General features: G+C 44.4%; 24 protein-coding genes. 12 read left to right on the top strand and 12 right to left on the bottom strand.

Annotated features, from left to right (window positions below; translation table 11 throughout):
- Positions 1-36 precede the first annotated feature (36 nt).
- The 4 genes from PWYN_RS05865 to PWYN_RS05850 all read left to right on the top strand — a co-directional run bounded on the left by PWYN_RS05865 (position 37) and on the right by PWYN_RS05850 (position 4,683).
- On the top strand, positions 37-1,035 hold the full coding sequence (locus PWYN_RS05865) for a LacI family DNA-binding transcriptional regulator (RefSeq protein WP_036649435.1): 999 nt from the start codon (positions 37-39) through the stop codon (positions 1,033-1,035).
- A gap of 140 nt (positions 1,036-1,175) precedes the next feature.
- A complete protein-coding gene (locus tag PWYN_RS05860) occupies positions 1,176-3,233 on the top strand; it encodes a methyl-accepting chemotaxis protein (protein WP_036649433.1) in 2,058 nt (685 codons plus the stop codon).
- Positions 3,234-3,303: 70 nt separating this feature from the next.
- Positions 3,304-4,311: a LacI family DNA-binding transcriptional regulator gene (locus PWYN_RS05855; RefSeq protein WP_036649431.1), complete on the top strand. Its 1,008-nt coding sequence runs from the start codon at positions 3,304-3,306 to the stop codon at positions 4,309-4,311.
- A 126-nt stretch (positions 4,312-4,437) separates the two neighbouring features.
- Positions 4,438-4,683: a hypothetical protein gene (locus tag PWYN_RS05850; protein WP_036649429.1), complete on the top strand. Its 246-nt coding sequence runs from the start codon at positions 4,438-4,440 to the stop codon at positions 4,681-4,683.
- A 168-nt stretch (positions 4,684-4,851) separates the two neighbouring features.
- On the opposite strand, the gene PWYN_RS05845 is transcribed toward PWYN_RS05850, so the two are convergent.
- The 5 genes from PWYN_RS05845 to PWYN_RS05825 form a co-directional block, all read right to left on the bottom strand.
- Positions 4,852-5,871 carry an RluA family pseudouridine synthase gene (locus tag PWYN_RS05845; RefSeq protein ID WP_036649427.1) on the bottom strand — a complete coding sequence of 340 codons (1,020 nt, stop codon included), beginning with the start codon at positions 5,869-5,871 and terminating at the stop codon, positions 4,852-4,854.
- Positions 5,872-5,961: 90 nt separating this feature from the next.
- On the bottom strand, positions 5,962-6,150 hold the full coding sequence (locus tag PWYN_RS30635; protein ID WP_036649423.1) for a CLC_0170 family protein: 189 nt from the start codon (positions 6,148-6,150) through the stop codon (positions 5,962-5,964).
- 40 nt (positions 6,151-6,190) lie between these two features.
- A complete protein-coding gene (locus tag PWYN_RS05835) occupies positions 6,191-7,402 on the bottom strand; it encodes a Ger(x)C family spore germination protein (RefSeq protein WP_036649420.1) in 1,212 nt (403 codons plus the stop codon).
- Complete coding sequence (locus PWYN_RS05830) at positions 7,399-8,496, bottom strand: GerAB/ArcD/ProY family transporter (protein ID WP_036649418.1); 1,098 nt, start codon at positions 8,494-8,496, stop codon at positions 7,399-7,401. The genes PWYN_RS05835 and PWYN_RS05830 overlap by 4 nt, the downstream gene beginning before the upstream one ends.
- Positions 8,489-10,096: a spore germination protein gene (locus tag PWYN_RS05825; RefSeq protein ID WP_052087784.1), complete on the bottom strand. Its 1,608-nt coding sequence runs from the start codon at positions 10,094-10,096 to the stop codon at positions 8,489-8,491. The genes PWYN_RS05830 and PWYN_RS05825 overlap by 8 nt, the downstream gene beginning before the upstream one ends.
- 242 nt (positions 10,097-10,338) lie before the next feature.
- On the opposite strand from PWYN_RS05825, the gene recQ reads away from it, so the two are divergent.
- Genes recQ through PWYN_RS28590 form a run of 3 tightly spaced genes read left to right on the top strand, consistent with a single transcriptional unit; the run spans position 10,339 to position 15,234 of the window.
- Positions 10,339-12,174 (top strand): DNA helicase RecQ, encoded by a 1,836-nt coding sequence (gene recQ / locus PWYN_RS05820; protein ID WP_036649415.1) that lies wholly within the window; start codon positions 10,339-10,341, stop codon positions 12,172-12,174.
- Between the two features lie 15 nt (positions 12,175-12,189).
- Positions 12,190-14,115, top strand: a complete 1,926-nt coding sequence (locus tag PWYN_RS05815; RefSeq protein ID WP_036649414.1) for a B12-binding domain-containing radical SAM protein — start codon at positions 12,190-12,192, stop codon at positions 14,113-14,115.
- Between the two features lie 30 nt (positions 14,116-14,145).
- Entirely contained in the window at positions 14,146-15,234 is a 1,089-nt protein-coding gene (locus PWYN_RS28590; RefSeq protein ID WP_084146620.1) for a nucleotidyltransferase family protein, read from the top strand.
- Positions 15,235-15,768: 534 nt separating this feature from the next.
- Here PWYN_RS28590 and PWYN_RS05805 read toward each other — a convergent pair.
- The 6 genes from PWYN_RS05805 to mnmL form a co-directional block, all read right to left on the bottom strand.
- Positions 15,769-16,620: a class I SAM-dependent methyltransferase gene (locus PWYN_RS05805; RefSeq protein ID WP_157261092.1), complete on the bottom strand. Its 852-nt coding sequence runs from the start codon at positions 16,618-16,620 to the stop codon at positions 15,769-15,771.
- A gap of 193 nt (positions 16,621-16,813) precedes the next feature.
- The gene (locus PWYN_RS30280; RefSeq protein ID WP_276203419.1) at positions 16,814-16,897 is read right to left on the bottom strand and encodes a putative holin-like toxin; all 84 of its coding nucleotides are present in this window, start codon (positions 16,895-16,897) and stop codon (positions 16,814-16,816) included.
- Positions 16,898-17,079: 182 nt separating this feature from the next.
- Positions 17,080-18,042, bottom strand: a complete 963-nt coding sequence (locus PWYN_RS05800; RefSeq protein WP_036649411.1) for an alpha/beta fold hydrolase — start codon at positions 18,040-18,042, stop codon at positions 17,080-17,082.
- 67 nt (positions 18,043-18,109) lie between these two features.
- The gene (locus tag PWYN_RS05795; RefSeq protein WP_036649409.1) at positions 18,110-19,078 is read right to left on the bottom strand and encodes a type I phosphomannose isomerase catalytic subunit; all 969 of its coding nucleotides are present in this window, start codon (positions 19,076-19,078) and stop codon (positions 18,110-18,112) included.
- A gap of 92 nt (positions 19,079-19,170) precedes the next feature.
- Positions 19,171-19,767, bottom strand: coding sequence for a tRNA 5-(aminomethyl)-2-thiouridylate-methyltransferase MnmM (gene mnmM / locus PWYN_RS05790; protein ID WP_036649407.1), 597 nt, complete (start codon positions 19,765-19,767; stop codon positions 19,171-19,173).
- Positions 19,767-20,723: a tRNA modification radical SAM protein MnmL/YtqA gene (gene mnmL / locus PWYN_RS05785; protein ID WP_036649404.1), complete on the bottom strand. Its 957-nt coding sequence runs from the start codon at positions 20,721-20,723 to the stop codon at positions 19,767-19,769. Before mnmL ends, mnmM begins: the two co-directional genes overlap by 1 nt.
- A gap of 242 nt (positions 20,724-20,965) precedes the next feature.
- On the opposite strand from mnmL, the gene PWYN_RS29565 reads away from it, so the two are divergent.
- Both PWYN_RS29565 and trmB read left to right on the top strand, forming a co-directional pair.
- Positions 20,966-21,142, top strand: coding sequence for a hypothetical protein (locus tag PWYN_RS29565; RefSeq protein WP_169744093.1), 177 nt, complete (start codon positions 20,966-20,968; stop codon positions 21,140-21,142).
- 192 nt (positions 21,143-21,334) lie between these two features.
- Positions 21,335-22,048, top strand: a complete 714-nt coding sequence (trmB, locus tag PWYN_RS05780) for a tRNA (guanosine(46)-N7)-methyltransferase TrmB (protein ID WP_036649401.1) — start codon at positions 21,335-21,337, stop codon at positions 22,046-22,048.
- 126 nt (positions 22,049-22,174) lie between these two features.
- Here trmB and PWYN_RS05775 read toward each other — a convergent pair whose 3' ends face one another.
- The gene (locus PWYN_RS05775; protein WP_036649398.1) at positions 22,175-22,702 is read right to left on the bottom strand and encodes a phosphatase PAP2 family protein; all 528 of its coding nucleotides are present in this window, start codon (positions 22,700-22,702) and stop codon (positions 22,175-22,177) included.
- Positions 22,703-23,110: 408 nt separating this feature from the next.
- On the opposite strand from PWYN_RS05775, the gene PWYN_RS05770 reads away from it, so the two are divergent.
- From PWYN_RS05770 to rpmI, 3 genes are all read left to right on the top strand, one after another.
- Positions 23,111-24,349 carry a glycosyltransferase family 2 protein gene (locus tag PWYN_RS05770; protein WP_036649395.1) on the top strand — a complete coding sequence of 413 codons (1,239 nt, stop codon included), beginning with the start codon at positions 23,111-23,113 and terminating at the stop codon, positions 24,347-24,349.
- Positions 24,350-24,666: 317 nt separating this feature from the next.
- Positions 24,667-25,164: a translation initiation factor IF-3 gene (gene infC, locus PWYN_RS05765; RefSeq protein ID WP_036649392.1), complete on the top strand. Its 498-nt coding sequence runs from the start codon at positions 24,667-24,669 to the stop codon at positions 25,162-25,164.
- Between the two features lie 59 nt (positions 25,165-25,223).
- The gene (rpmI, locus tag PWYN_RS05760) at positions 25,224-25,424 is read left to right on the top strand and encodes a 50S ribosomal protein L35 (protein WP_036649388.1); all 201 of its coding nucleotides are present in this window, start codon (positions 25,224-25,226) and stop codon (positions 25,422-25,424) included.

The following is a 25,424-nucleotide window of genomic DNA, read 5'->3' as shown; positions in this document are numbered from 1 at the left end:
AGGACTCATAGGTGAATTAAGGGGGCTGGGAGAAGGATGACAACCAGAATTAAAGACGTTGCTAAGGAAGCAGGGGTTTCAACAGCTACAGTTTCACATGTAATTAACGATACCAAATTTGTGTCGGATGAAGTCAAACTGAAAGTTGAGGAAGCCATGAAACGGCTTCAATATATCCCCAATATGGTGGCGAGGTCTCTCCGAAGTCGGAAGTCAAATACGATCGGATTAATTGTGCCGATTAAGACTAACGACAATTCTAACAACTTTTTTCTTTCAGTAGCTAATGGAATTGAAGAGGTTCTGAGTAAAAATGGCTATCATTTATTAGTAAGCAATTCGCATGAAGATCCAATCGAGGAAATTGAGCGGATAAAAATGTTTAATACGCAGCGCATCGACGGACTGATAATCGCCCCTACCTCTGGAATCACCCGTGAAAGTTGTGGTCTATTTGGTCATTACCCTATTGTATTTTTTGACCGAAGACCTGAGGGGGTACCAGGAGACTGGGTTTTGGTCGATGGGATGAAAAGTGCGTACCGTGGAGTTTCTGCCTTAATTGAAAAGGGACACCGTAAGATAGGATTCATCGCAGGGAGGATGGATATTCCTACAAGTAACGACAGGTTTAATGGATACCGTAAGGCTTTAGAGGATTATGGCATTGGGTTCAATGAGGATTATATTCGAATAGGCGACTTGAACGGGGCCTCGGGATATGAAATGACCAAGGAACTAATCAGTCAAGAAGTCATAACGGCAGTCTTCGTAGCTAATAACGCCATGAGTCTTGGAGCCGTAAAATATTTAAAGGACAACCATTATGATATTCCTGGCGACATAGCGTTAATTGGATTTGATGATTATGAATGGACAGGAATAGTTAATCCACCCCTATCAGTTATCCGTCAGCCTTCCTGCGAAGTGGGAAGAAGAGCGGCAGAAATTATGCTTAAACGTATAAAACGGTCTGATTCCATATGCCAGGGACATTTATTGGAGGCGGAATTAATTGTACGAGGTTCTTTTTGATCGATAAAGAAGCGAATCCGGACGACCTACGGCTAAATAGATGTCGTTCAGATTCACCCTTGGTTGATTGCGCATAATGGTCACATTATACATTTAATATTATGTCATGCCTTATAAGTAGATTTCAAGGAGTAATCCATATGAAGATATTCCAGATTAAATCACTCCGGCTAAAAATTCTGATGTTTACTTTACCCATGCTGCTTTTAACCATGACCGTCCTCTCTTGGTTTACTTACCAGAACTCCAAACAGTTAATAAACAAAGAGATCGAGACCAAAATGCAGTATCTCTTGAATTCTACTATTCAGGAGATGCAGACGAAGCTGGTTTCCCATATGAAGCTGCCCCAGACTTTGGCGCGTACGGTTGAATCCGCCGGAGATGTTATGTCTAAAGATAAGATGTATTCGCTTATTGGGAAGTATTTAACTACTAATGAAGAAACGTTTGGCATCGGGGTATGGTATGAACCTTATCAGTATAAAGACTATTTGAAATTTTTTGGTTCCTACGCTTATCGGTTTAACGGCCAAATTTTATATTCAGAAGATTATAATACAGAATCCTACAATTATCCCAACCAGTCATGGTACAAAATCGCCATGGATACAGCGGATACAATAGTGTGGACTGATCCCTATTATGATGGGAATTCTAAATCGACCATATTAACAACGGCCGCACCCTTTTATCATTTTGATGGAGAACTCAGAGGGGTTATTACCGCAAATATCAACTTTGATCATTTACAAAGTATTGTTTCAAATATAAAAGCAGGCACAACAGGCCGGGCACTTCTAGTGGATAAAAAGGGTACTTATCTGTTTGATAAAGACAAGAAGAAGGTGCTAACAGCAAATGTTGCTAATGATTCCAATGAGAGCCTTTCACAGGCGGGAAAGAGGATGCTCGCCAAGCCATCGGGGTCTACCTTTTATGAGGACAATGGACAGAATTACCGTGTTTATTTTCAGGAAGTACCAGAAACCTCATGGAAGTTGGCTATGGTTATTCCGGAGTCCGAACTGTTTGCTCCTCTAAATGACCTGCTGGTGAAATCTATCCTGATTATTGCGGGGGCTATGCTCTTTGTAGTTATCCTTATCTATGGGTTCTCCAGTTATCTTACGGGCCAAATTAAAAAGGTTAACCGATTTGCCGAGAGTATGGCCCATGGGGATTTCACTAATACAATCGATATTGGTTCAGCGGATGAACTAGGCAACATGTCTGGGCAGTTGAATGGAATGGTACTGCAGTTAAACGGAGTCTTAAGAAAAGTGTATAGCAGCTCCGATCAGGTAGCGGATACATCCGTTCAGTTAATGCTGAGTACAGAACAAACGGCAAAAGCGGCTGAAGAGATCTCTTGCCAAATTCAGGAGGTATCCGTTGGCAGTGATGTTCAGGTCAATCAGATGAATGAAGCAAACGTAAAGATACATGGCACCCACGAAAGGCTGAAAGTGATGTCGGATAAGATGTTCTCTGCTTCATCATTAATACGGCATACATTGAAGCAAGCACAGTCAGGGAATGAAGAAATTCAGGAGGCCGTACATCTTATTCAGGATGTTCACAGTAAAACTGAAGAATCTGTACGAATTATCGAATTGCTAAGCGCCAAATCTTCGGAAATTAACAAGATTGTAAATCTTGTCTCCCAAATTTCGCAGCGAACTACAATACTGGCGTTAAATGCCGGAATTATCGCCTCCCAATCAGGTACAAATGGCAAAGCTTTTGCTGTAGTGGCACAGGAAATCCGCGGCTTGGCTGAAAATTCTTCGGAAGCAGGCCTGGAAATCCAGAATTTGATTCGTGAGGTTCAAAGCGAAATGAAGAATGCTGTATTCATCATGGAGAGTAGCACGAAAGCTGTTCATTCCTGTAAAGAAAAAACGGAGTCTGCCGGATTATCCTTTGACGTCATTGTGTCGGCTGTTACGGAGATTACGGAGGATACCGGTGCAGTTGGAGATGATATCGGCTTCATCCATTCAGATATGGAAAATCTGATAGAAATGATTGAGAAGATTACAGAGATTTCAGTAGATTCCGCTGATCGCTCAACTTCCGTATCGGCCGCAACCGAAGAACAAATGGCATCCATGCAGGAGATTAGCTCAAGTGCGGCAATGCTAACCGACCTAGCCGGGGAATTAAGGAGAACGGTCGAAATATTCAGGTTATAGTGCGTTTTATTGACAGTTCTGATATCAAGAAGTATGTTAATAAAAAACACTCTAAGATGAGGTTCTTAATATGGCTGCTCGAATTAAAGATGTTGCTCAACATGCCGGTGTTTCCACTGCGACTGTATCTCATGTAATTAATCAAACGCGATATGTGTCTCCGGAAGTGGTGCTAAAGGTTAAACAGGCGATGGATGAACTGAATTATATCCCTAACCCCGTGGCTCGTTCCTTACGGAACAAAAAATCCGGCATTATAGGGCTAATTGTACCGATCCGAAATAATGATAACTCAAACCATTTTTTTATGTCCATTGCGAATGGGATTGAAAGCATTCTCAAATCTGCAGGTTATCATTTATTGCTCAGCAATTCTCAAGAAAATCATGAAGAAGAAATGCGTTGCATAAAAATGTTTAACACCCAAAATATCGACGGGTTAATTATTGCACCGACGGACGGGACTCCCTTATATAAGAAAGAGGGTGTCAGCGGCGATTATCCTATTGTATTCGTAGACCGTAAACCTAAAAGTGAAATTAGGCTTGGCGATTGTATCGTCTCAGATAGTTCAGAGGGAACGTACCAGGGCATTAAGGCACTGGTAGACAAAGGCTATAAGAAGATAGGCTATATCACTAGCGAACTAGGGTTAACTTCCGTGGACGAACGGATGGAAGGTTACAAAACGGCTTTAATGGATAGTGGAATTAAGTTCGATGAATCTCTCGTATGGATAGGCGAAGGAACTCAGGAGAACGGCTATGAATACACCCGTAAATTGACTACTGAACAGGATGTTGATGCACTCTTTGTAGCCAATAACATCATGGGAAAAGGAGTTATCACTTATATCCGTGACGCAGGTCTGAGGGTTCCAGATCAACTCGGATTGATTGTGTATGATGACTATGAATGGACAGAAGTTATGGACCCCCCTATCTCTGTTATCAAACAGCAATCTTTTGAGTTGGGAAGAAAGTCAGCGGAAGTAATGATGAGCAGGATACAGCATCCGGATAAGCCGTTTGAAGATTACCGATTGCCTGCAGAGTTAATAGTTCGGGGTTCTTTTTAATATCAAGGATGCCCTAGAAACAAAGAATCGAAAAGCGATGTACACTTGTTGTGATATCGCTTTTTTATTTTATTATCATACAATCGATTACGTAATCGATTAACAAACTAAGGGAGCGAATTATATATGAAAATTTATAAGATTCAAGATGTAGAAGGTTTCTTCTCGGTGTTGGATAAATGCAAAGGGGTGGTGGAATTAATCACTACTGAAGGAGATCGTCTGAATTTAAAATCTAAACTGTCTCAATATCTTGCCCTTAGTAAAATGTTCAAAGAAGCAGATATCGAGAATATTGAGCTGATTGCCCATGAGCCAGAAGATGTCGATTTATTGTTCCGATTTATCATGCAGGATAGAGAAAGAGATTGACGGTAGAGACGGAGGATATTAGGGAATCAAGGACGCGGACTGAAGCGGCAGTTGTTATATACCGCATTTGGGAGTCACAGCTATAGAACCACTAAACAACAAAAGGAGTGCTCACCCTGAAGTTTTCTACAGGGGAGTACTCCTTTCTTGAAGTATAGACTTTATAGGTTAGTTCGTTGGAGCAGGTGCCGTATATTTCAAAAATGTCTTCGGAATCGGACTTTCAAAGGTCAACAGCTCACCGGATGTTGGATGAATAAAGGAGAGCACGCGGGCGTGCAGCCCTAGGCGTCCTACAGTCTTGGTCTCTGCTCCGTATTTCTTATCTCCTGCAATCGGATGTCCAATATCAGCCATATGCACGCGAATCTGATTCTTGCGTCCGGTTTCCAGTTGAACCTCCAGCAGGGAGAAATGACGATTGGACTGAATTAACTTGTAATGAGTTACAGCGTGAAGCCCATCCCCTTCATGCGGGCTGGAATACATTTTAAGCGTAGAGGTTTCTTTCAACCAGGAGGTGACTGTGCCTTCCGGTTTTTTAACAGCGCCTTCCACAAGGGCTACGTAGGAACGAGCCTTTACTGTATCTTTCCATGTGTTTTGAAGTGTCTGCTGAATTCGCTCGCTTTTGGCAAACATCATGATACCCGATGTATCCCGGTCCAACCGATGAACAACAAAGATCCGGTTCTTGGGATTGCTGAGGCGTACATGATCCATAAGCTGACGATAAGCGGTTAAATCATTTTCTTCAGATGTAGCAATAGACAGAAGCCCAGCATCTTTTTGAATGACAATTAGATCCTCATCTTCGTGCACAATTTGAAGGCCAATCATTTCTTCGGCTTGTACCGTTTTTTCCATATCCAAAGTGACAGTCTGACCAGGATGCAGTTGGTAATTATGCTGTGTCACGGACTTGCCGTTCACAGCAATTTGCCCCCGGGACAGTAGCGATTTAATGGAATTACGCCCACGGTTAGCAATATGGGTGAGTAAAAAAGGCAGAAGCTCAGCGGGTTCTGTTACCGGGTAGCTTTTAACTGTGGCTGGCGCTTTAGCTTTGTCGTTAAATTTGTTGGGTTTATTAGTGTTTCTTGTATTCAATTTAGGCTGTGATTTAGAAGTGGAAGCGGGCTTAGAAGCTCTTTTGGATGTTTCTTTAGGGTTTCTTCTGGTATTCATGACTGCATTCTCCGTCCTCTGATAGTGTACTCCTCAATATACCATGCGCTGTGAAGAAATACTATGGATCAGGCGTATACCCTCTGGTCTTTATTTTATGAAGAAATGTAGAAAGATCATGCTCAATAGACAGAGGCCCACATGAACCCAACCCATAATATATGAGGCTTTCTTCTCACGTAAAAATCCACTGACGTTGTATATTTTACTATCAATTATAAGCAGCAGGATCGCGGATGCAAAGAAAGCGATAGCTGAATATTTAAAGCTGTGGAACATAAATCTACCTCCGATCAACCTCGATATCTTCACGAAACCATTAGCGTGCCTTAAGCCCCAAAGTACGAATCTCCATATTAACCTCCACATCCACTGCTATATCAGCGTACATCTCTTCCCAGTTTTTTTTGCTGTGAATATGGTCCTTCCAGAATGAAGGATGGTGCGCTCTAATAATCTCACCCATCCCAAAAATATCAGAATGATCCTTCTGGGTCTGATGAATCGTTTTTAAGATAAGCTCTTTAGCCTTCTTATTGAAGGTCAATTCAATGGTATGCAGACTGGCTGAGGAGTTAATTAGATTTTCACTGTAAAAGTGTTCATCTAGTGTACCTTCCAGGGAAATGCGGTATTTCAAATGAGGCATCCCCTTAGTGATGAAGCTTTTATTCCTACTGTGACGTTCATTGATTTTGGTAATAACAAACCCCAAATCAGGTACTTGGAAGAGCTCTGAATATCCTCCCGGATTCATCCCTTGTACAGCCTCAAAGACTCCAATCTCCAGAGGTTTGGTTGTACCCGCCATTTTGTCTCCGCTAAAATAGGCCAATCCTTTGATTAGAATATTTTCCTTTTCTCGAAGTGCAATATAGGGTAAGTAGCCGCTTTGACCCCACTTGGAACTGGCTGACCAGAACGTACCGATGTAATCAGGGGGCAGCTTCCCGATATCGACTGCCTTATCCATCATGGCTAATATATACAGTGTAGGTACGCGTTGAAGCGGAGGTTTTACATCCATGAATTTGGAGGCATTGCCTTCAGATACAAGCAGCCATGTTCTCCGCCGAACCTCTGGATTCCGTCTCAAATAGTCATTTAAGTCGTTTATGCTTCCCCGTGCGATAGCTTTGCTAATAATGATAACTCTTAAATGGGTAAGGTAGCGTGGATCGGCTACCTGCTGTTGCAAGTTGTTCATTGCATCGTCCAATGAATGCCCCACGACCGTAACCACCCACACTGGATTTTCATTGCTGCTTCCACCGGTGCTTGGACCTAGCGGGACACGCCCCGGTATGGCAATTTGGGCGGTAACCTTTATCAATTTAGGAAGGGAATTGGTTTCTGAGTGAGTGGATTCGTCATCCTTAACCGGGCTCCCTGGCGGCGCTTCATCTATAGCAAGGCCGAGAACAAGTGCGCGGTCATCAATTTCAACCTGATCCCAACACCCTGTCAGCATTAGGGACAGCGTACAAACGATAAAGATCAAGCTTATTATTTTACGGACAATAGTATTCAAGAAGCCGCCTCCCCTTTGCATCGTCTGATCAAGGATACAAGCCATAAAAGCAGCGGATATCCTGTTAAGAGGAAGATGCCCGCAATATTGATAAGATTAGAAGTATAGAACACTTGAAAGGTATCATCCGGAATCATTGCCACTCCGAATATATAAGGCAGCAGCATAGTTGAGGTCAGTCGGTTATCCAGGAAGGAAAATAGGTTTTGCAAGAAATAGGAGGCTAGATAATAGGAGCTGTAAATCGTAGTGTAAACAGAGATTACCCAGATGATGAGGAAGAGAGCATCCAGACGTTCAAACACACCTTGACCTACGGCTGCCGTACGGGCAATTTCCAAAGTTGGGAGCAACAACAACTTGGTCTCTTCGGCGCCGAAGGTACCGACAGTGGCTACTAATATCAGAATATAGATGGCCCCAATCAGTACAATAGCTGCTGAGCCCGCCCGTAGAGCCTTTTTTGGATTTTTCATAAAGGGGACTAGTAGTGTAATGATAAATGAACCCTGGAACATGGTGCTGGCCGTTATAGTTCCTTTCCAAAAGGGGAGCGAAGGTGTAGTTAGTATCGGCTGTAAATTAAGCAGGTCAACTTCACCCTTCGTAATATAAACGAATGCAAAGATGGACCCTATAGTAAAAGGCAGATAAAAGAAGTGAACATATGAGAATTTAACGATATTCCGTCTTGTGGAGAGCATTGTAAGCACAAGCATAATAATGACAATGGCTTCAATAGGAGTACTCTCAAACAAAACCATAGAAGTTACTTCTCCGAATTGGCGAGAGGTAATAGCCGTGAAAAAACTAAAAAAAAGCAGGAGCATAACTGAAAATAATGTAGACACAGGACGTCCGACCAATCTAGAACTGAAAAAGAAAAACGTTTCATTGGGGAACCTCTGACATAGTTTAGCTACAATCCAGTAATTTATTAATGCTATGCAGATCCCGACGAACATTACTAATGGAGCACCGCTTCCTGCGGCTTCTGCCATGAACCGTGGAAAGCTTAATGTTAATACACCAAGGATAGTGCTACTTATTACTGCCGCCGCGCGGATTGTGGTGATCTGACGCAAGTTATTCATTGAATTCTCCTTCCTGCTGAAAAATCTGGTCGATATAGCTTGTATGGACGGACTCAGGAGTCCTGTTCGTATCCTTGGTATGCAGAAAATTCGGGCGTTTATGCATCCACCATAACGGTGCCCGTACAAGTGTATCCTTCATATCACGCCATTTACCGGGGATATAAGGCGACATGTAAGGGACACCAAAAGATTCAAGAAATAGCAGGTGGTTGATTATAAAGATCATTCCGATCATGACACCGAATAAACCCAATAAACCGGCCGATATAATGATTGGAAATCTTAGCATCCGCAGTGCAATGGCAGCGTTATAGGATGGACTTGCAAATGACCCGATTGTGGTGAGTGCAATGATAACAACAGTGATGGGGCTGGCTAATCCGGCTTCTACTGCAGCTTGTCCAATGACAAGAACACCCACAATCGAGAGTGCTCCACCGATCATTTGGGGCAGGCGGATCGTAGCTTCTCGCAGTATTTCCATAGACACTTCCATAATAAGTACCTCAAGAACAGCCGGAAACGGAACGCCCGCTCTTGAACCGGAAATTGCTACGGCAAATTCAGTGGGCAGCAATTCAGGATTGAAGGAAATGATGGACACATACAGAGCAGGGAAGACCAATGAGAATAATAGGGCAATTAAACGGATAACGCGGAGTATTGAGCCTATCATGAAGCGCTCTGTATAATCATCCATGGTCTGGAGGAACTGATTAAACAAGGCAGGTACCAGCAATGAGAAAGGTGAGCCGTCAACAAGTATGGCAACGCGTCCTTCCAGTAAAGAGGAGACCGTCTTGTCCGGACGTTCCGTACTTTGTACTTGCGGGAAGGGAGACAGCGGCTGATCTTCAATGAACTGCTCTATATACCCTGAGTCAATGATGTTGTCGGTATCGATAATCGATATTCTTCGCATAGCTTCAGCAACTAGGTTTTCATCAGCAATACCCTCGATATAGCATACTGCGACTCGGGACTTCGTACGGGTTCCAATAGGGCTGATTTCAATTTTGAAATCGGGTGTCTGGAGCCGGTATCGTAGCAGAGAAAGGTTATTCTCCAGCTTTTCTACATACCCTTCCCGTGATCCCCGTATCACCTGTTCCGTCATTGGCGGCTCCACGCCACGTTGATCGATCTTGCGCATATCAAAAGTTAAGGCTTGATTCAACCCATCTATAAGTAGGATCAGCTGACCTTTAACTATATCGGAGGACAAAGAAGCGAATGTACCGGTTACTTTTCCTTTAGTGACATGGACTACCTTCGACCAGATAAAAGAATTCATCTCCTCAATTTTATCAGGAATATCTGAAGGATCCGCCGGTTTAGCCATTAAAGGCTTGAGAATATGCTCTTGAATCGTCTCTAGGTTAACTAAAGTTGAAAAGAATACCAATGCGGCTCTGTGTAGCCCAAAGAGTGTGAAGTCTCGTATGACCAAATCACCATTATCTCCAAGAGTTCTGAAAAGCGTATCCAAATTGTTCTGGAGTTTGTTACTCAAGCTGCGATTGTCAGTGAAATGCGATGAAGGAGGGTGGTCTGCCTTTTTCAAATAGGAGTTATACTTTTCTTTCCATTCCGGCATGGGCACATCTTCCCTTCAAATTACAGATAGGTAGATCACTATAAAGTGTGGCTCAGATTAGCAGATATTATGTAAATTATTGAAGTGGAGGAATAGGAATCAAGCGTCCGGCTGTTGCTCATTACCTCGTTGCCCAGTAAACTAAAGATAGAAACATGTGTATGCTTCCGAATCTAGTTTTGTTGCGAAGCGTTTCCTAACGAAGCATATGTCAACAAAACTTTTAGGAGAAAAGGATCGTTATGAAGATTCAAGCACCTACAATAGAACAAGCGCAGGCTGAGCTGCAGAAATATTATGGCTATCCCGACTTTCGGGAAGGTCAGAAAAAGATTGTCGAGAATTTGCTAGAGGGCCGCGATACGCTGGGTATTATGCCCACGGGGGGCGGAAAGTCCATATGCTATCAAGTTCCCGCGCTATTGCTGCCGGGTTTGACGCTGGTCATATCACCGCTGATTTCTCTCATGAAGGATCAGGTGGACGCACTTACAACAGCAGGAATTCCTGCTGCTTTCATTAACAGTACGCTCAGCGGTAAAGTAGTGAATGAGCGGATTCGAGCGGCCCATCGAGGTGATCTGAAGCTGCTGTATGTTGCACCCGAGCGGCTGGAACTGGATTGGTTTCGCCTGGAGATGGCTGGATTGTCTATTTCATGCGTAGCCGTGGATGAAGCCCATTGCGTCTCCCAGTGGGGTCATGACTTCCGTACCAGTTATCTGTCCGTGTCTCCGTTCGTAGAACAATTACCGGTCCGTCCAATTTTGGCGGCGTTTACTGCAACAGCTACTCCAGAGGTTATGGAGGATATGGTTCGGCTGCTGCGTTTACGTGATCCAGGGGTCTTCATGACCGGACTTGGCCGGGATAATCTGGCGATGTCGGTCTTGCGTGGTGAGAACAAACGTGAGTTCGTTCTGGATTACACAGCAACTCATTCGCACCAACCCGGAATTGTATATGCGGCTACTCGTAAAGAAGTAGATGATTTGTACCAAAGGCTGCAGAATACAGGGATTGCGGCGGGGCGTTATCATGCGGGCATGAGTGATCAGGAGCGGGCGGACAGTCAAGAGGGCTTCTTGTATGATGATATCCGTGTTATGGTGGCGACCAATGCCTTCGGTATGGGAATTGATAAATCTAATGTTCGTTACGTCATTCACTATAATATGCCAAAGAACATGGAGGCTTATGTTCAGGAAGCGGGCCGGGCCGGTCGGGACGGAGAGCCGAGTCAATGTATTCTGCTGTTCAGTGCCCAGGATATTATGACTCAAAAATTCTTGATTGAGCAGAATCCACAGGACGCGGACCGTAAGCACAATGAATACCGTAAGCTCCAGCAAATGATTGATTATTGCTATACTACCCGCTGTTTGCGCAGTGCGCATTTGGATTACTTTGGGGAAGAACATATGGACAAGCCCTGCACCATTTGCAGTTCTTGTACAGATGAGCGTGAATTGATTGATATGACCCTTGATGCGCAAAAAATATTCTCCTGTATCCACCGCATGAGGGAGCGGTTCGGTGTAGCCCTAGTGTCATCCGTGTTGAAGGGTTCTAGAAATCAGAAGGTTGTACAGTATGGCTTCGAGACACTGCCGACTCATGGTGCAATGTCCGGAAGAACCGAAAAGGAAATTACCGAGAGTATAAACGTCCTGATTTCGGAAGGATACTTAGCGTTGTCTGAAGGACAATATCCGGTCGTAAGATTACAGCTTCCTGCTGCTGAGGTGCTGCGTGGCCAGCGTCAGGTACTGCAGCGTGTGGCCCGTCCTTCGCGTACTAGTGGTGGAACCACCCGTGAGCGTAGCCGCGGATCTCGAGATCTATCTCCGTCAGCCGTCAATGAGACGGTATTCGAGCAGCTTCGCCTAATTCGGCGCGAGCTTGCAGGCCGCGAGCATGTGCCGTCCTATATTATTTTTAATGATGCAACCCTGCGTGAGATGAGTGTGGTTTGCCCGCAGACCGAAGCGGAAATGCTGAGAGTAAAGGGCGTTGGGGAAGTGAAATACCGGAAGTACGGCAAGGCATTCCTGGATTTTTTTCAAAATGAAATGTAAAGAAGGTTATAAAGCATGAGAATCATCCTGGCTACATTAAACGCCAAATATATCCACACCTCGCTGGCGATTCGCCTGCTAAAAGCTTACAGCGAGCATGAATTTAGCGATATTCTTTTGGCAGAGTACACTATCAAAGATCCCTTGATGAATATCGTGTCTGATTTGTTCCAGAAACAGCCGGATGTAATCGGTTTTTCCTGTTATATATGGAATATCGAGGAGACGGTCAAGCTGGTCGGCATCCTTAAGCAGGTTATGCCCGAAGTTAAGATTGTTCTGGGCGGGCCTGAAGTTTCCTATGAACCGCTATATTGGATGGAACGGGAAGTGGGTATTGATTTTGTGGTAAACGGAGATGGAGAAGAGACTTTCCATCATCTGCTGCAGGAACTACGGGACGACGGTAAATTTCACTTTGTATATGGAGCCGCATACCGAAAGGGAGAGGAACTGATTGTCAACCCGCCGCGGCCCAAGACAGACCTTAACACTCTGCCTACACCGCATCGCTTTGCTGACGATCTGCCTGATCTCAGTAAACGTATTGTTTATTTTGAGACCAGCCGGGGTTGTCCGTTCAACTGTCAGTTCTGTTTATCCAGTATTGAGGTCGGCGTACGCTATTATGATATTGAGCGGGTGAAATCCGATCTACTGTACTTGATTGAAAATGGTGCCAAAGTCATTAAATTTCTGGACCGTACCTTCAATATTAACCGCAGCTATGCGATGGAAATGTTCCAATTTCTAATTGATAACCATCAGGGCTGCGTATTTCAATTTGAAATTACAGCAGATATTATGAGGCCAGAGGTATTGGACTTCCTGTCTGAGAATGCCCCACCCGGGGTGTTCAGATTCGAAATTGGTGTGCAATCCACCAATGATGAGACGAATGAGCTGGTCAAACGCCGGCAGAACTTCACCAAGCTGTCCCGGACAGTCATGAAGATTAAGGCGAGCGGCAATATTGATCAGCATCTAGATTTGATTGCCGGACTGCCAATGGAAGATTACAGCACCTTCCGTAAAACGTTCAATGATGTATTTGTCATGGAGCCGGAAGAATTACAGTTGGGATTCCTCAAAATGCTTCGCGGCACCGGGCTTCGTGCTCAGGCGGCAAAGTATGATTATACGTATATGGAGCACGCGCCTTACGAAATTCTTAGCAGTCATGTGATGCCGTTCTCGGATATTATCCGCTTGAAAAGACTGGAGGATGTGCTGGAGAAATACTGGAACAGCCACCGGTTGGATCATACGGTTAAGTATTTAATCCGACATGTCTTTGTATCACCGTTTGACTTCTTCCAAGAGTTCGGTGATTACTGGGAGCAACGCGGCTGGCAGAAGATTGGACATCAATTGGAGGATCTTTTCATCCGCTTGCAGTCCTTTCTGGTGGATCGCACTACGGAATCGATGGATGTGATCACAGGGCTAATGAAGCTGGATTATTTCCTTGGACACAAGTACAAGCCGCGAAAAGTATGGTGGGACTTCACTCTTAACAAGTCGGAGTACGCTTCCTATATGAAGGACATTGCCAGTAATCCGGGCCGTATATCCAGTCGATTGGCTGAAGCTGGACTTAATGAACGGGATCTCCATAAGCATACCGTACTTGAAGTGCTGCCCTTCCAGTTATCCAAGGTATTGGACTCTATCAGCGGCTTGCGCGCCGATGCCCCGCATGTAGATGTGCTTGCATCTGGAGAGCAGGAGAGTGTTGGCGCACTAAATAGCTTAGACACTAGTTCCTTGAGTACAGGCAACGCATCGGATGGAAATATAGCAAGTTCAGCTGTGACGACTGACACTGTAACTACCGCTGTTTCTGAAGCACCACCCGCAGATGGAGGGAGTACCTTGCTCATCGTGATGTATCAGCAGGATGAGAGCCAGCGGGCCCATTATTATACACTGCCGGTGTAGTTAGAACGCTAGCGGGAAAGGGGCTTAAATGTGGGGCAGCAGCAAGGGGTTTCGTTATTTCTGTATGAAGAGAAATATTTAGAAAGTTTGCTGGCCTTTCAGCTTCCCGCAGAGCAGGCTGAATTTACAGGATTACCTTCAGATACATTGGAATCCGCTATGCATGACATTAACAAGTATGCAGTTGTTATTGTGCACGGTGACATGGCGGTAGGTTTCTTTATCCTTCATACCGGAGAAGGCATAGCTGATTTTTACGGTCCTTACTCCCATGCCATGCTTCTCCGTGCGTTCTTAATTAATTATGCCAGCCAGGGAAAAGGATATGCCAAGGCAGCAATTCTCCAACTTCCTGAATTTATGCGGTCGCATTTTCCAGCGGTTCATGAGGTGGTATTAGCCGTGAATGAGAAGAATACTGCAGCTGACAGACTCTACTCCCGTGCTGGGTTTTGTGATAACGGGTTACGCCGAATGGGGAAAAAGAGTGTACAAAAGATACTTCAATATTCTTTGCTTGGGAACCAAACTGCTATGGCATCTCAAGATGGTGAGTTACAGCTAAGACTGATTCATACGTTGTCTCAGAGTCCGATACTGAACGCTTTATTCACTGCCGCGCAATCACTGGAGCCGCTTCCCTATTACATTGGGGCAGGCTGTCTCGTACAGACGGTATGGAACGAGCTTACGGGTCGTCCTTTGAATTATGGAATATCCGACATCGATATTATTTATTTCAATGACAATGATTTGAGTTACGCTGCAGAGAATAAAGTAGTTGAACGGGCAAAAACCCTTTTTTCGCATCTTCCTTTCCCCGTAGATATCAAGAATCAGGCTCGTGTTCATCTATGGTATCAAGACAAATTCGGGATTGAGCTTCGGCCATATTCTTCGTTAGAGGATGCCATTAACTCATGGCCTACTACAGCAACCTGTCTCGGAGCAAGACTGAATTCAGATCATCGTTGGCAGATTTACGCACCTTATGGTCTGGAAGATTTATTCGGGCTGATTGTCAGGCCAAATAAGGCGCTAATTGACGAGGGCATCTATTACAGCAAAACTCATAAATGGAGTAGGAAGTGGCCGGAGCTGCACATTGCTTCCTGGTAAAAGTAGTTGAAATTATTAATTCTGCGAACGATACGTACATGGATAATATAACTGTACTTTATACACTTATTTACATTCTGATTGGCGTAGGCTGAACTTTAATTGCATTTTGTGCAACTAAAAAGCAACTGTTAGTACTTTATCGCTATATTTAACAAAAATAGTTGCAGAAAGTACAGTTAAGATGTCATTCTAGTCCAAATAGGCGCTTTTAGTTGTACAAAGTACATTTAAACTGCATATAAGACTCTCTGAGTTCAACACTGGGTGGTGGACGGGGAGAGTAGAGTGAGCTGGTATGTTAGAAGGCAGTGTTAGTAGTGTTAGTCGCCCTGTGAGTTGTCTTGTTAGTCGCCCTGTGAGTTGTCTTGTTAGTCGCCCTGTGAGTTGTCTTGTTAGTTGCCCTCTTAGAAGGCAGTAGTGTTAGTCACCCAGTGAGTTGGTATGTTAGAAGGCAGTGTGAGTTGCCTATAAGTAGGCCTTTAGTTGCCCTGTGAGTTTCTCGCAGTACTACTTGGCAGTTATTAAGTTTCTCTATGTGTTCGTGTTCTTAGTAGCGATAGCCAACATATGCGGACTCATCCCCAGTAAGCTCTCTTGGTTTTCTACAAGGGAGCTTATTTTTAGTAACGTTTCCCTACTTTTAGTATCTTCCCACTTTTCTGCAAAAGCGGGTACAATCCAGACAGGCCCCTCGACAGCGACAGTTTGTATATGGGTCAAACCTGCGGCTACGATTTCACTCTTTAACTCCGCTGGAAGATGGAAAAATGCACGCGAGATGAAATTCGGGAATTTATCGGGTCGGATATGCTGGCCTTCATTCAGTTCACCCTCCAGCATCTCCATAAACACATGATCATCAATCAAGTTATTTTGTTGGCCGAATACGGACAAACCCCACAGGGTAGAGCTGAATCGAGAAATGGCGGCAATAATTACGGTTCCACCGGGTTTCAATACCCTTAAAGCTTCTTGTAATACTGCTATCCGCTCGTCCTTCTCCGGTAAATGATAGAGGGGCCCCATAAGTAATATTAGGTCTGCGCTGTCATCCACCCTTGCTATGCTGCGCGCATCCGCTATTTCGATACGATGTATAGGGGAGATTTGACCTGATGCCTGCAGTTCCCGGGCGTATTGGACGTTTGAAGGGGAGAGCTCGAACATATGGACTTCATGATCTAATTCGGCAAGCCATCTGGAGTAAACACCTGTTCCGCCGCCGATATCATAAATGACCATTTTTTCTTCCGAGAGATATCTGGAGATGATTTCTCGGCTTCGCTCCCATTCTATAACGCCAATTCCACGGAGCAGCCGATCTATTTCTTTTCCTGAGTTGTAGTATTCTAGTATTTGATCCCTATCCTTTTCAGTTTCCATTTCCATTAACCTCCATTCGTACTCACCTATGATTTGCCTTAAACTGATTTTATGTAATAAAATCAAGTATACTTTAATAAATATGAATCAGGAGCCGCGGATAAGCCGACTCCTTCCGTACAACAGCTGCTCTCAGAGCAGTCAGCCGCTTGTGATTAGTGGTTAGGATAGACCGTTACCTTGCCGGGGCGGTCTATTTTTTTTTCATATAGGCCAGAAGCGTCAATATAAACATACCGAACATAAGCATCAAAGTAATGGCATCCTTCACCTCCATTTCTATCACCTCCCTTTAGAAAAGGGACTGACTGCATCCTATATGCAGTGTTGTACATTAAAATCATAGCATACTTTCAATGTTAAAAAATGGATGAATAGTAGATTTGTAGCGGAAAAAAGAAAAGACAGGCCTTCCGGAAAAAAACGGAGAAGTCCTGTCTAGTTTTTTGTTATAACGATTTATTTCGTATTGGATTGCAACAGCATAGCACCTGAAGGAAGATGACGGATTAACCAGTCCAAGATGTCAGAAGTTACTTGATCTCGATTGACCTCGTGCAGCATTTCATGTCGTCCGTCTGGGTATAGATGATACTCCAAATTCTTTACACCCTGCTTGCGGTAGATTTCCACCAGGCGTAATACGCCTTTTCCGCTCATGCCGACGGGATCTTGCTCACCGGAAAAAAGATAAATGGGTTTATCCTTAGACAGCTTGCATAGAGAATCAGGTCTATGGATTTCACGAAGGAGCCCAAAGAAGTCACGGAAAAAGCGTGTAGTACATATAGCTCCGCAAAAAGGATCAGAAATGTACTGATCTACCTCATCGGGGTTGCTGCTTAACCAATCAAAAGCGGTTCTTACCGGCGAGAAAGTGTGATTGTAGCTGCTGAACACTACACTGTTGAGCAGTACGCTGCGATGACGCTCTCCCTGAAGCTTCATGAGGACCTTTGCTAGGTTTTCACCCAAACTCAGCATCTTGCGTGGTCCATTCGTGCCACTGAGGATATAACCTGCGTATATATCGCTATCATCTTCACACATCAGTTTTTGGGCCAAGAAAGAACCCATACTGTGAGCAAATAAAAAGATGGGTACACCCTTATGCTTGGAAAGCGCCACTCCGGCTAACTGAATTAGATTTCGCCTCATCCAGTAGAATCCATTGTCGCCAGCGTCACCTAATACATCGACCTTTCCTGCTGTTTTACCATGACCCCGGTGGTCATTGGCATAAACGGCATAACCGGCTCTTGTCAGCACTTCTGCAAAATTGGCATACCGGGCCGCGGTTTCACACATACCATGAGAAATTTGTAGAATTCCTCTGATTGGAGAGCCGGGCTTGGGCAACCATTCATACACATATATGTTGACACCGATAGGATCGGTCATTATAAAGCTATTCTCAAGCATACCTATCCTCCTTAAGGTCATAGTAAGGCAAGACAGCTAAGATAGCATATCGACAATAAAGGGAAGCTTACGGTAAGTATGAGCGAAGTACCGTAGATTGACCTTCGAGAGCGTATTCCCCTAGATTAGCAGGCATGAGATAACATTCGCCTGCCGCGTAAGGCTGAGAACCGCCATCCCAATTCAAGAACCCGCTGCCTTCACATATCACTATAATGGTGAAGCTGTCAGGAGCAGAAGATAAATTCCATTCACCGTTCACCAGTCCCTTTTCCACGATGAAATAAGGAGAAGCCGCAAGCTGCAGCCATTCACCAGCCACTGCGTTGTCTGTCTTCATGGATGTAGCGCCAGCACCTTCGTAAGCTGTGACGTTAAGTGAATCCTCTACATGGAGTTCGCGCGGTTTGCCGTCAAGACCCGGCCGGTCATAATCGTAAATACGGTATGTAGTATCCGAGTTCTGTTGAATTTCTGCTACAACGACACCGGCACAAAGGGCGTGAACGGTACCAGCCGGAATGTAGAAGGAGTCTCCAGCGGATACAGATACCTCTTGAAGGGTATCCATTACAGTGCCGTTTTCCAGCGCGTCTCGCAGTGTCTTGCGGTCTACACCTTCCTTCAGGCCGTAAATAATTTTGGCATCCGGTTTGGCATCAAGTACATACCACATTTCAGTTTTACCCAGTTCACCCTTAGGCAATCCTTCATATTCATCTGTAGGGTGTACTTGGATGGAGAGGTTATCATTGCAGTCCAACAGCTTAATCAGCAGCGGGAATCTTGCGCCGGTTTCTGAACTCCCTTTACTTCCGAACCATTCCGGTCCATATTGCTCGCGGATTTCATCGAGTCCAAGGCCCGCCAAATCTCCATTGACTACGGAAGAGACACCGTTCGGATGATCAGCAATGGACCAGCCTTCTCCAATATGCCCTTCTGGCAGATCAAAGCCGAACCTTTCCAACGCACGACCTCCCCAAACGCGTTCTTTAAACTCCGGTTGAAACTTTAATGGATAAGGTTGTGTCATAATTACATCTTCCTTTCGAATGTAAGATTCAAAGATATTCTAGCTTTCCCTATCCAATCATTAAAGAAGTAAAATCAGCTAAGTTATGATACTCAGCTCCTTTTTTTCTCTAATGCAATAACATAGGGAGAGGTGGAGCGCTGTAGCTGACGATAAATAATACTTTGCGCCACATGCGTTGGAACTCCGGCTGCCCAAGACTCTACGGCAGCCGCTTCAAGATCACCGCCTTGATGGCCGGGGTAGAGCACTGCGGTAACAATCCCGCCCGGACGCAGCAGCTGGAGGGAGGCTTCAAGCGCTGCAATGGAACTGTCAGTCTGGGTGATAATGCTTTTATCGGCATCTCCAGAGGGAAGATAGCCCAGATTGAACATAACAGCTCCAACAGTTCCGGGCCAGGATGGTGGAACACTCTCGACCATAGCAGCGTGACTCTCCAGCAGCAGTGTTATTGGAGCGATAGCTCCGTTTAATTCTTTACCTGCTTGCTGCAGCCGCTCCCTAGCAAGGTCTAAAGCGGCAGATTGGATATCGAAGCCATACACCTCACCGCGTGGACCCAGAGCCTTGGCCAAAAAAAGCGTATCAGCACCTGTTCCCACTGTAGCATCTATAGCCCGATCACCCGGTACCAACCGTTCAGTGATTAATTTATGGGCAAAACTGAGAACGGACATAAAGCCCATCAGTTTTTCCTCCAATACTTACCCTGCCAACTGTCCCGTGCTTTCAATTCGTCATCGATCGCATTCAGGACTTCCCATTTCTTCAGGCTCCACATAGGTCCAATAAGCAAATCTCTCGGAGCATCCCCGGTGAGACGATGCACAATCATTTCGGGGGGAAGCAGTTCCAGAGAATCTACGATTAACTTCACATACTCGTCCTTTTCCAGAAAGCGTAGGAGTCCGGCTTCGTACTGCTTCACCATCGGTGTTTTACGCATTAGATGAAGGAGGTGAATCTTGATGCCTTGGACACCCATACCGGCTACAGCGGATATGGTCTCGAGCATCATTTCGTGTGTTTCCTGCGGCAAACCATGAATGATATGAGTACATACCCGAATGTTATGGCGTCGAAGCTTCTGAACGGCTTCCTCATAACAGGCTGTATCATGAGCACGGTTGATGAGCTCGGAAGTGGAGTTATGGATCGTTTGAAGACCCATTTCTATCCATAGATAGGTGCGCTGATTTAATTCTGCCAAGTATTCTACGACATCATCAGGAAGGCAATCCGGGCGTGTGGCGATAGATAGACCGACTACTCCGGGCTGCTGCAAAATAATTTCGAAATATTCCCTTAGTTCCTCTACGGGAGCATAGGTGTTGGTATATGCTTGGAAATATCCAATGTATTGTGCATTGGGCCATTTAATATGCTGTCTGTCACGCACATTGTTGAACTGGGTTACGAGGTCATCCCGACGACTTCCGGCGAAATCTCCGGAACCGCGCGCACTGCAAAAGGTACATCCGCCCTTGGCTACAGAGCCATCACGATTCGGACAGGTAAAGCCGGCATCGAGCATTACCTTAAATACTTTGTTGTTAAATTGTTCATGCATTTCGTAATTCCAGGTATGAAATCGTTTATCTCCCCACAGCGGGGATACGTTAGTTTGTTGAAGGTTAGACATGGGTTGCTCCTTTAGTTTTAGATAATCCAATCTATTGTATCAAAAATAAGCGCTGAACGTAACATTTCCACCCTAAAATACACCGAAAATAGGCCCCAAAATATGTATTGTTTTCTTGTAAATGCTTACATAGTATGTTATATTTATCTTGTAAAAACAGTTGACGCTGCCTCTTCAAATTCATTATAGGATTCATATTTACGTGTCGTCCGGTCCATAATAATAACCGTGAGGTGATAACGATGAATTCTCAAACAGTATATGCAGAAGGTTCTGTTGATGTACGGTTAACCCCAGATGAAGCCCTTGCGCTTACAGGTGTAGAATTTAACGGCAACCCTAAGATCAAGTCAGAAGCACAGCGTAAAATTCGCAGTGCGTTCGAAAAGACATTCGACTTTAACTCGGACGCAAAATAGTGGACTGACGGCCTGAAATGAAACGGACCCTAATTCCAAATACAACAACGTAAGGGATTTTCTGACTCCTCACTTTGAGTGGGCCAGAGAATTCCTTTTTCTTTTTTTACGTTATTGCTTTACTTTTGGGAGTAAGTTCGGCACAATATTGCAAGTGATAGTTATAGCCTAAGAGATAGCGGAGGAGTAAGCATGCGTTTACGCGGAAGAAAAGGAATACGCGAAAGTCTGGAAGGACAGACCGATCTGGTCATTCTAGACCCTCGTAGTCATAAGGGACAATGGGCGGCTTTATTCGGTAATGATCATCCGATTCATGTAGAGTTTGGAATGGGCAAGGGTCAGTTTATTAGTCAGATGAGCTTCAAATATCCCAACATTAACTTTATCGGTGTGGATATGTATGACGAATTGGTACGTCGTGCTGGTGAGAAGGCAAGAACGGTATGGGAACCGGCGGGACATGAGACACCCCCGAATCTTAAGTTGGCGCTTGCTAACATTAATTATGCGGAAGAAGTATTTGAGCCGGGAGAACTGGAGCGAATATACCTTAATTTTAGCGATCCATGGCCAAAGGGCAAACACGCTCGACGTCGTTTGACACATCCGCGGTTTCTCGACAAATACCGCGGATTGCTCGGGCCGCTTGGTGAGATTCACCTAAAGACGGATTCACGCAGTCTTTTTGAATTTTCTTTAAATGCTTTTGCTGATTTCGGACTTCAGATGAAAAACATCTCATTAGACCTGCATGCAGATGGTATTAATGAGGAGCATGTAATGACTGAATATGAGACTAAATTCACAGGACGGGGCGTTAACATTCACCGTTGTGAAGCGATTGTTGGAGCGGAAGCGTTGGAACTATACCAAGCAACACGCATGGATAAATACAGACTTTAGATACAAAAAAGCAAGGGGCTCCTTAGCAAATAAGGGCCCTTGCTTTTTGTTAAATATCGTTAATCAGTTTTGACGTATAAAACAGCTTAAGTAAGGCAAGCGTGTTAAGATGTTAAAATTATTTCTTTAGACCCATAAAGCAATGGTACTAAAGGCAATTGTAGTACCAATAGCCGCACCCACAACGACATCCGAGGGGTAATGAAGCCCTAGATATATACGGGAAAAGCCAATGATGCAAGATAGCGGCAGCAGAATGATTGTAAGAACCGGCATTAACACCATATAAGGAACTAGAAAAGCAAATATGGCGGTAGTATGCCCTGAAGGAAATGAATGATCCTTAAGTGGATTATGGAAAGTATTAGTACCGGGAAGCGCAAGGTAAGGACGGATACGCGGATACATCCTCTTTACAATCTGCACAGGTATGTGACTAACAGCGAGCGCGGTAAAAGCTTGGATAGCGGTTGTCTTCCAAGGCTCGGGGGCAAAGGCCCAGACCATAATGTTGATTAAGATCGTACTAGTTGCACCGGCCAAATGAGTTAAATAAAAAAGCCAGAAGTTTAGATAACGGTTGTGTAAACGCCCGTTTATCCATTGGAAAAGATGTCGCTCCCAGGAGTGTAATTTCATGAATAAATGTCTCATAGCTGATCCCTCCGCTAGTCCGGCCGCCAGTATTAGGCGTTAATGTGGCTATCCGTTCTTTGCATGAAGCTGACTTTATCATACTTTTTTCAGATAGCCTATTTCAAGAAAAAGCTCAGCTTTGCACGAAAATTGACAGTTTTGACTTCGAACACCTTTACGCATTACAATGATTCAAGCGGCCCGAACGCGTTTATAAGGTAACAGAGAAAACTGGGAACTTTCGGAAGGCTGAATCGAGAGAAGAACAGATGCGCGATATAAATATAAATACGGGAAAACGCTAAGGTTAACAGAAGGTTCATGGATCTGCTTTTCAAAGGATGCAACAAAAGGGTCAGAAGTTACGTTCAAACAGACAGAGAGAAAAAAGAAACAATAGAGTAAAAAAGGGGGCATCAAGAGGTCATGACAGATGCATTGTTTGTATCGCTCCAAGTGATCTTGGCGGCAATTGCGCTTTACCAATTTACATTCTCGATATTCGGATTGCACAAGAAGAAGAATAAGGTGAGATTCGCGCCCGAGAAGTCGTTTGCGGTGCTCGTAGCAGCGCACAACGAAGAACAAGTTGTTGGAGCATTGATGGAGAACATGAAGCAACTTAATTATCCCAAAGAATTGTACGATGTATTTGTGATTTGTGATAATTGTACAGATGGTACAGCCCAAATTGTAAAAGATCATGGCATGAATGCTTGTGTCCGTACCAATCCGAATCAAAGAGGTAAAGGATTTGCCATCGAGTGGATGCTTAAAGAATTATGGAGCATGCCTCGTGACTATGATGCGATTGTAATGTTTGACGCCGACAATCTTGCACATACCGAATTTCTTATGGAGATGAATAATGATCTCTGTTCAGGTGCACGGGTTATTCAAGGATACATTGATACCAAGAATCCGGAGGATTCCTGGATTACTGCAGCTTACGGAGTTTCGTACTGGTATATCAACCGTTTGTGGCAGCTTTCCCGTCATAATTTGAATATGGCGAACTTCCTGGGTGGTACCGGAATGTGCTTCGAGACCAATCTCTTGAAGGAAATTGGCTGGGGCGCAACGAGCCTTGTAGAGGACTTAGAATTCACGATGCGCAGTGCATCGAAGGGTGTCTATCCGAAATTCAATTATGATGCAAAGGTATTTGACGAAAAGCCGTTAACGTTCAAGGCGTCTTCCAGACAGCGGCTTCGCTGGATGCAGGGGCATTTTACGGTGGCGCGCCGTTATTTCTTCCCTTTGTTGTGGCAGAGTATTAAAGAGCGCAGCCTCACGAAGTTTGATTTGGCTCTCTATGGTGCTAATGTCTACATTGTGCTGCTGACCTTCCTGATGACCGCGGTAATGTTCGTTGATATTTCGTTCTTTGATGGACCTAATATTGCAAATATTTATGGTCATTTGCCATTGTGGCTCAGCTATGCAGCTGTTGTTGCTAACTTGTTCACCTTCTTCATTGCTATGATTCTTGAGAAGGTCAAGTTCAAGAAGGTCTATGTGTATTTGCTGCTCTTCCCGATTTACCTAATCTCTTGGTATCCCATTACGTTCTACGCTTTCTTCACTCAGAACAACAAACAATGGAGCCATACCAAGCATACTCGCGTGGTTCGATTAGAAGAAGTGCAGAGCAAGCAGGTTTAAGGCTAATAGATACTATTTTCAAAAAAGGTATTTAATAATTGTTGACATCCCCTTAGGGAATGTTGTATATTATTCAAGTATGAAAAGCATAGAGATTGCAAGAAGAAGCACCGGCTTCTCACCTGACTGGCACTTTTGCCGGCTGGTTTTGATCTCAATGATTTATGGATGTTATAATTCATGAACGTTGATCAAACAGGGATGTCGGGCGTTAGCCGGCATCCCTTTTTAGTTATTTGGGGTCACCGCAATCAAAATGTACAATGAGTAAATGGTTAAGTAGATTCCGGAGGTGGAGAGTTATCAGTAAGGAACATATGATCAATGATGAAATTCGGTCCAAAGAGGTTCGGTTGGTTGGTGCAGAAGGGGAACAAATCGGAATCACACCGATCCGCGAGGCGTTGCAGATGGCGATTGATCTTAATCTTGATTTAGTCAACGTAGCACCACAGGCGAAACCGCCGGTATGCCGCATCATGGATTACGGCAAGTTCCGTTATGAAACGCAGAAGAAAGAAAAGGAAGCTCGTAAGAACCAGAAGATCGTTGACATTAAGGAAGTTTGGTTCCGTGCTAACATTGAGGAACATGATTATCAGACTAAATTCCGCAATGTTCTCAAGTTTCTGGGTGAAGGCGATAAAGTGAAATGCTCCGTACGTTTCCGCGGACGTGAGATTACACATGCGAGTATCGGCCAGAAGATTTTGGAGCGTGTTAAGAATGAAGTTGCCGATATAACTGTTGTTGAGCGCCAGCCTAAGCTGGAAGGTCGCAGCATGATTATGATTTTGGCTCCTAAACAACAATAATTGGAGTCACTTGCGATGCAAAATGACGCCGCATAATATTCAAGGAGGAAACAAACACCATGCCTAAAATGAAAACACATAGCAGCCTGAAAGGCCGCTTCAAGATTACCGGAACTGGCAAAGTAACACGTTACAAAGCTCACAAGAACCACTTGCTGTCCCACAAATCTAAACGCGCTAAGCGTGTTCTGAATGGTAATCCAGTAATGGCCCCTGGGGATGTAAGACGTTTGAGACAAGGTCTAGCTAACTTGAAATAG

It is taken from the genome of Paenibacillus wynnii (assembly GCF_000757885.1).
Lineage (GTDB): Bacteria > Bacillota > Bacilli > Paenibacillales > Paenibacillaceae > Paenibacillus_AQ > Paenibacillus_AQ wynnii.
The sequence above is the reverse complement of the archived record's forward strand: the minus strand, read 5'-3'. Positions and strand labels throughout refer to the sequence as shown.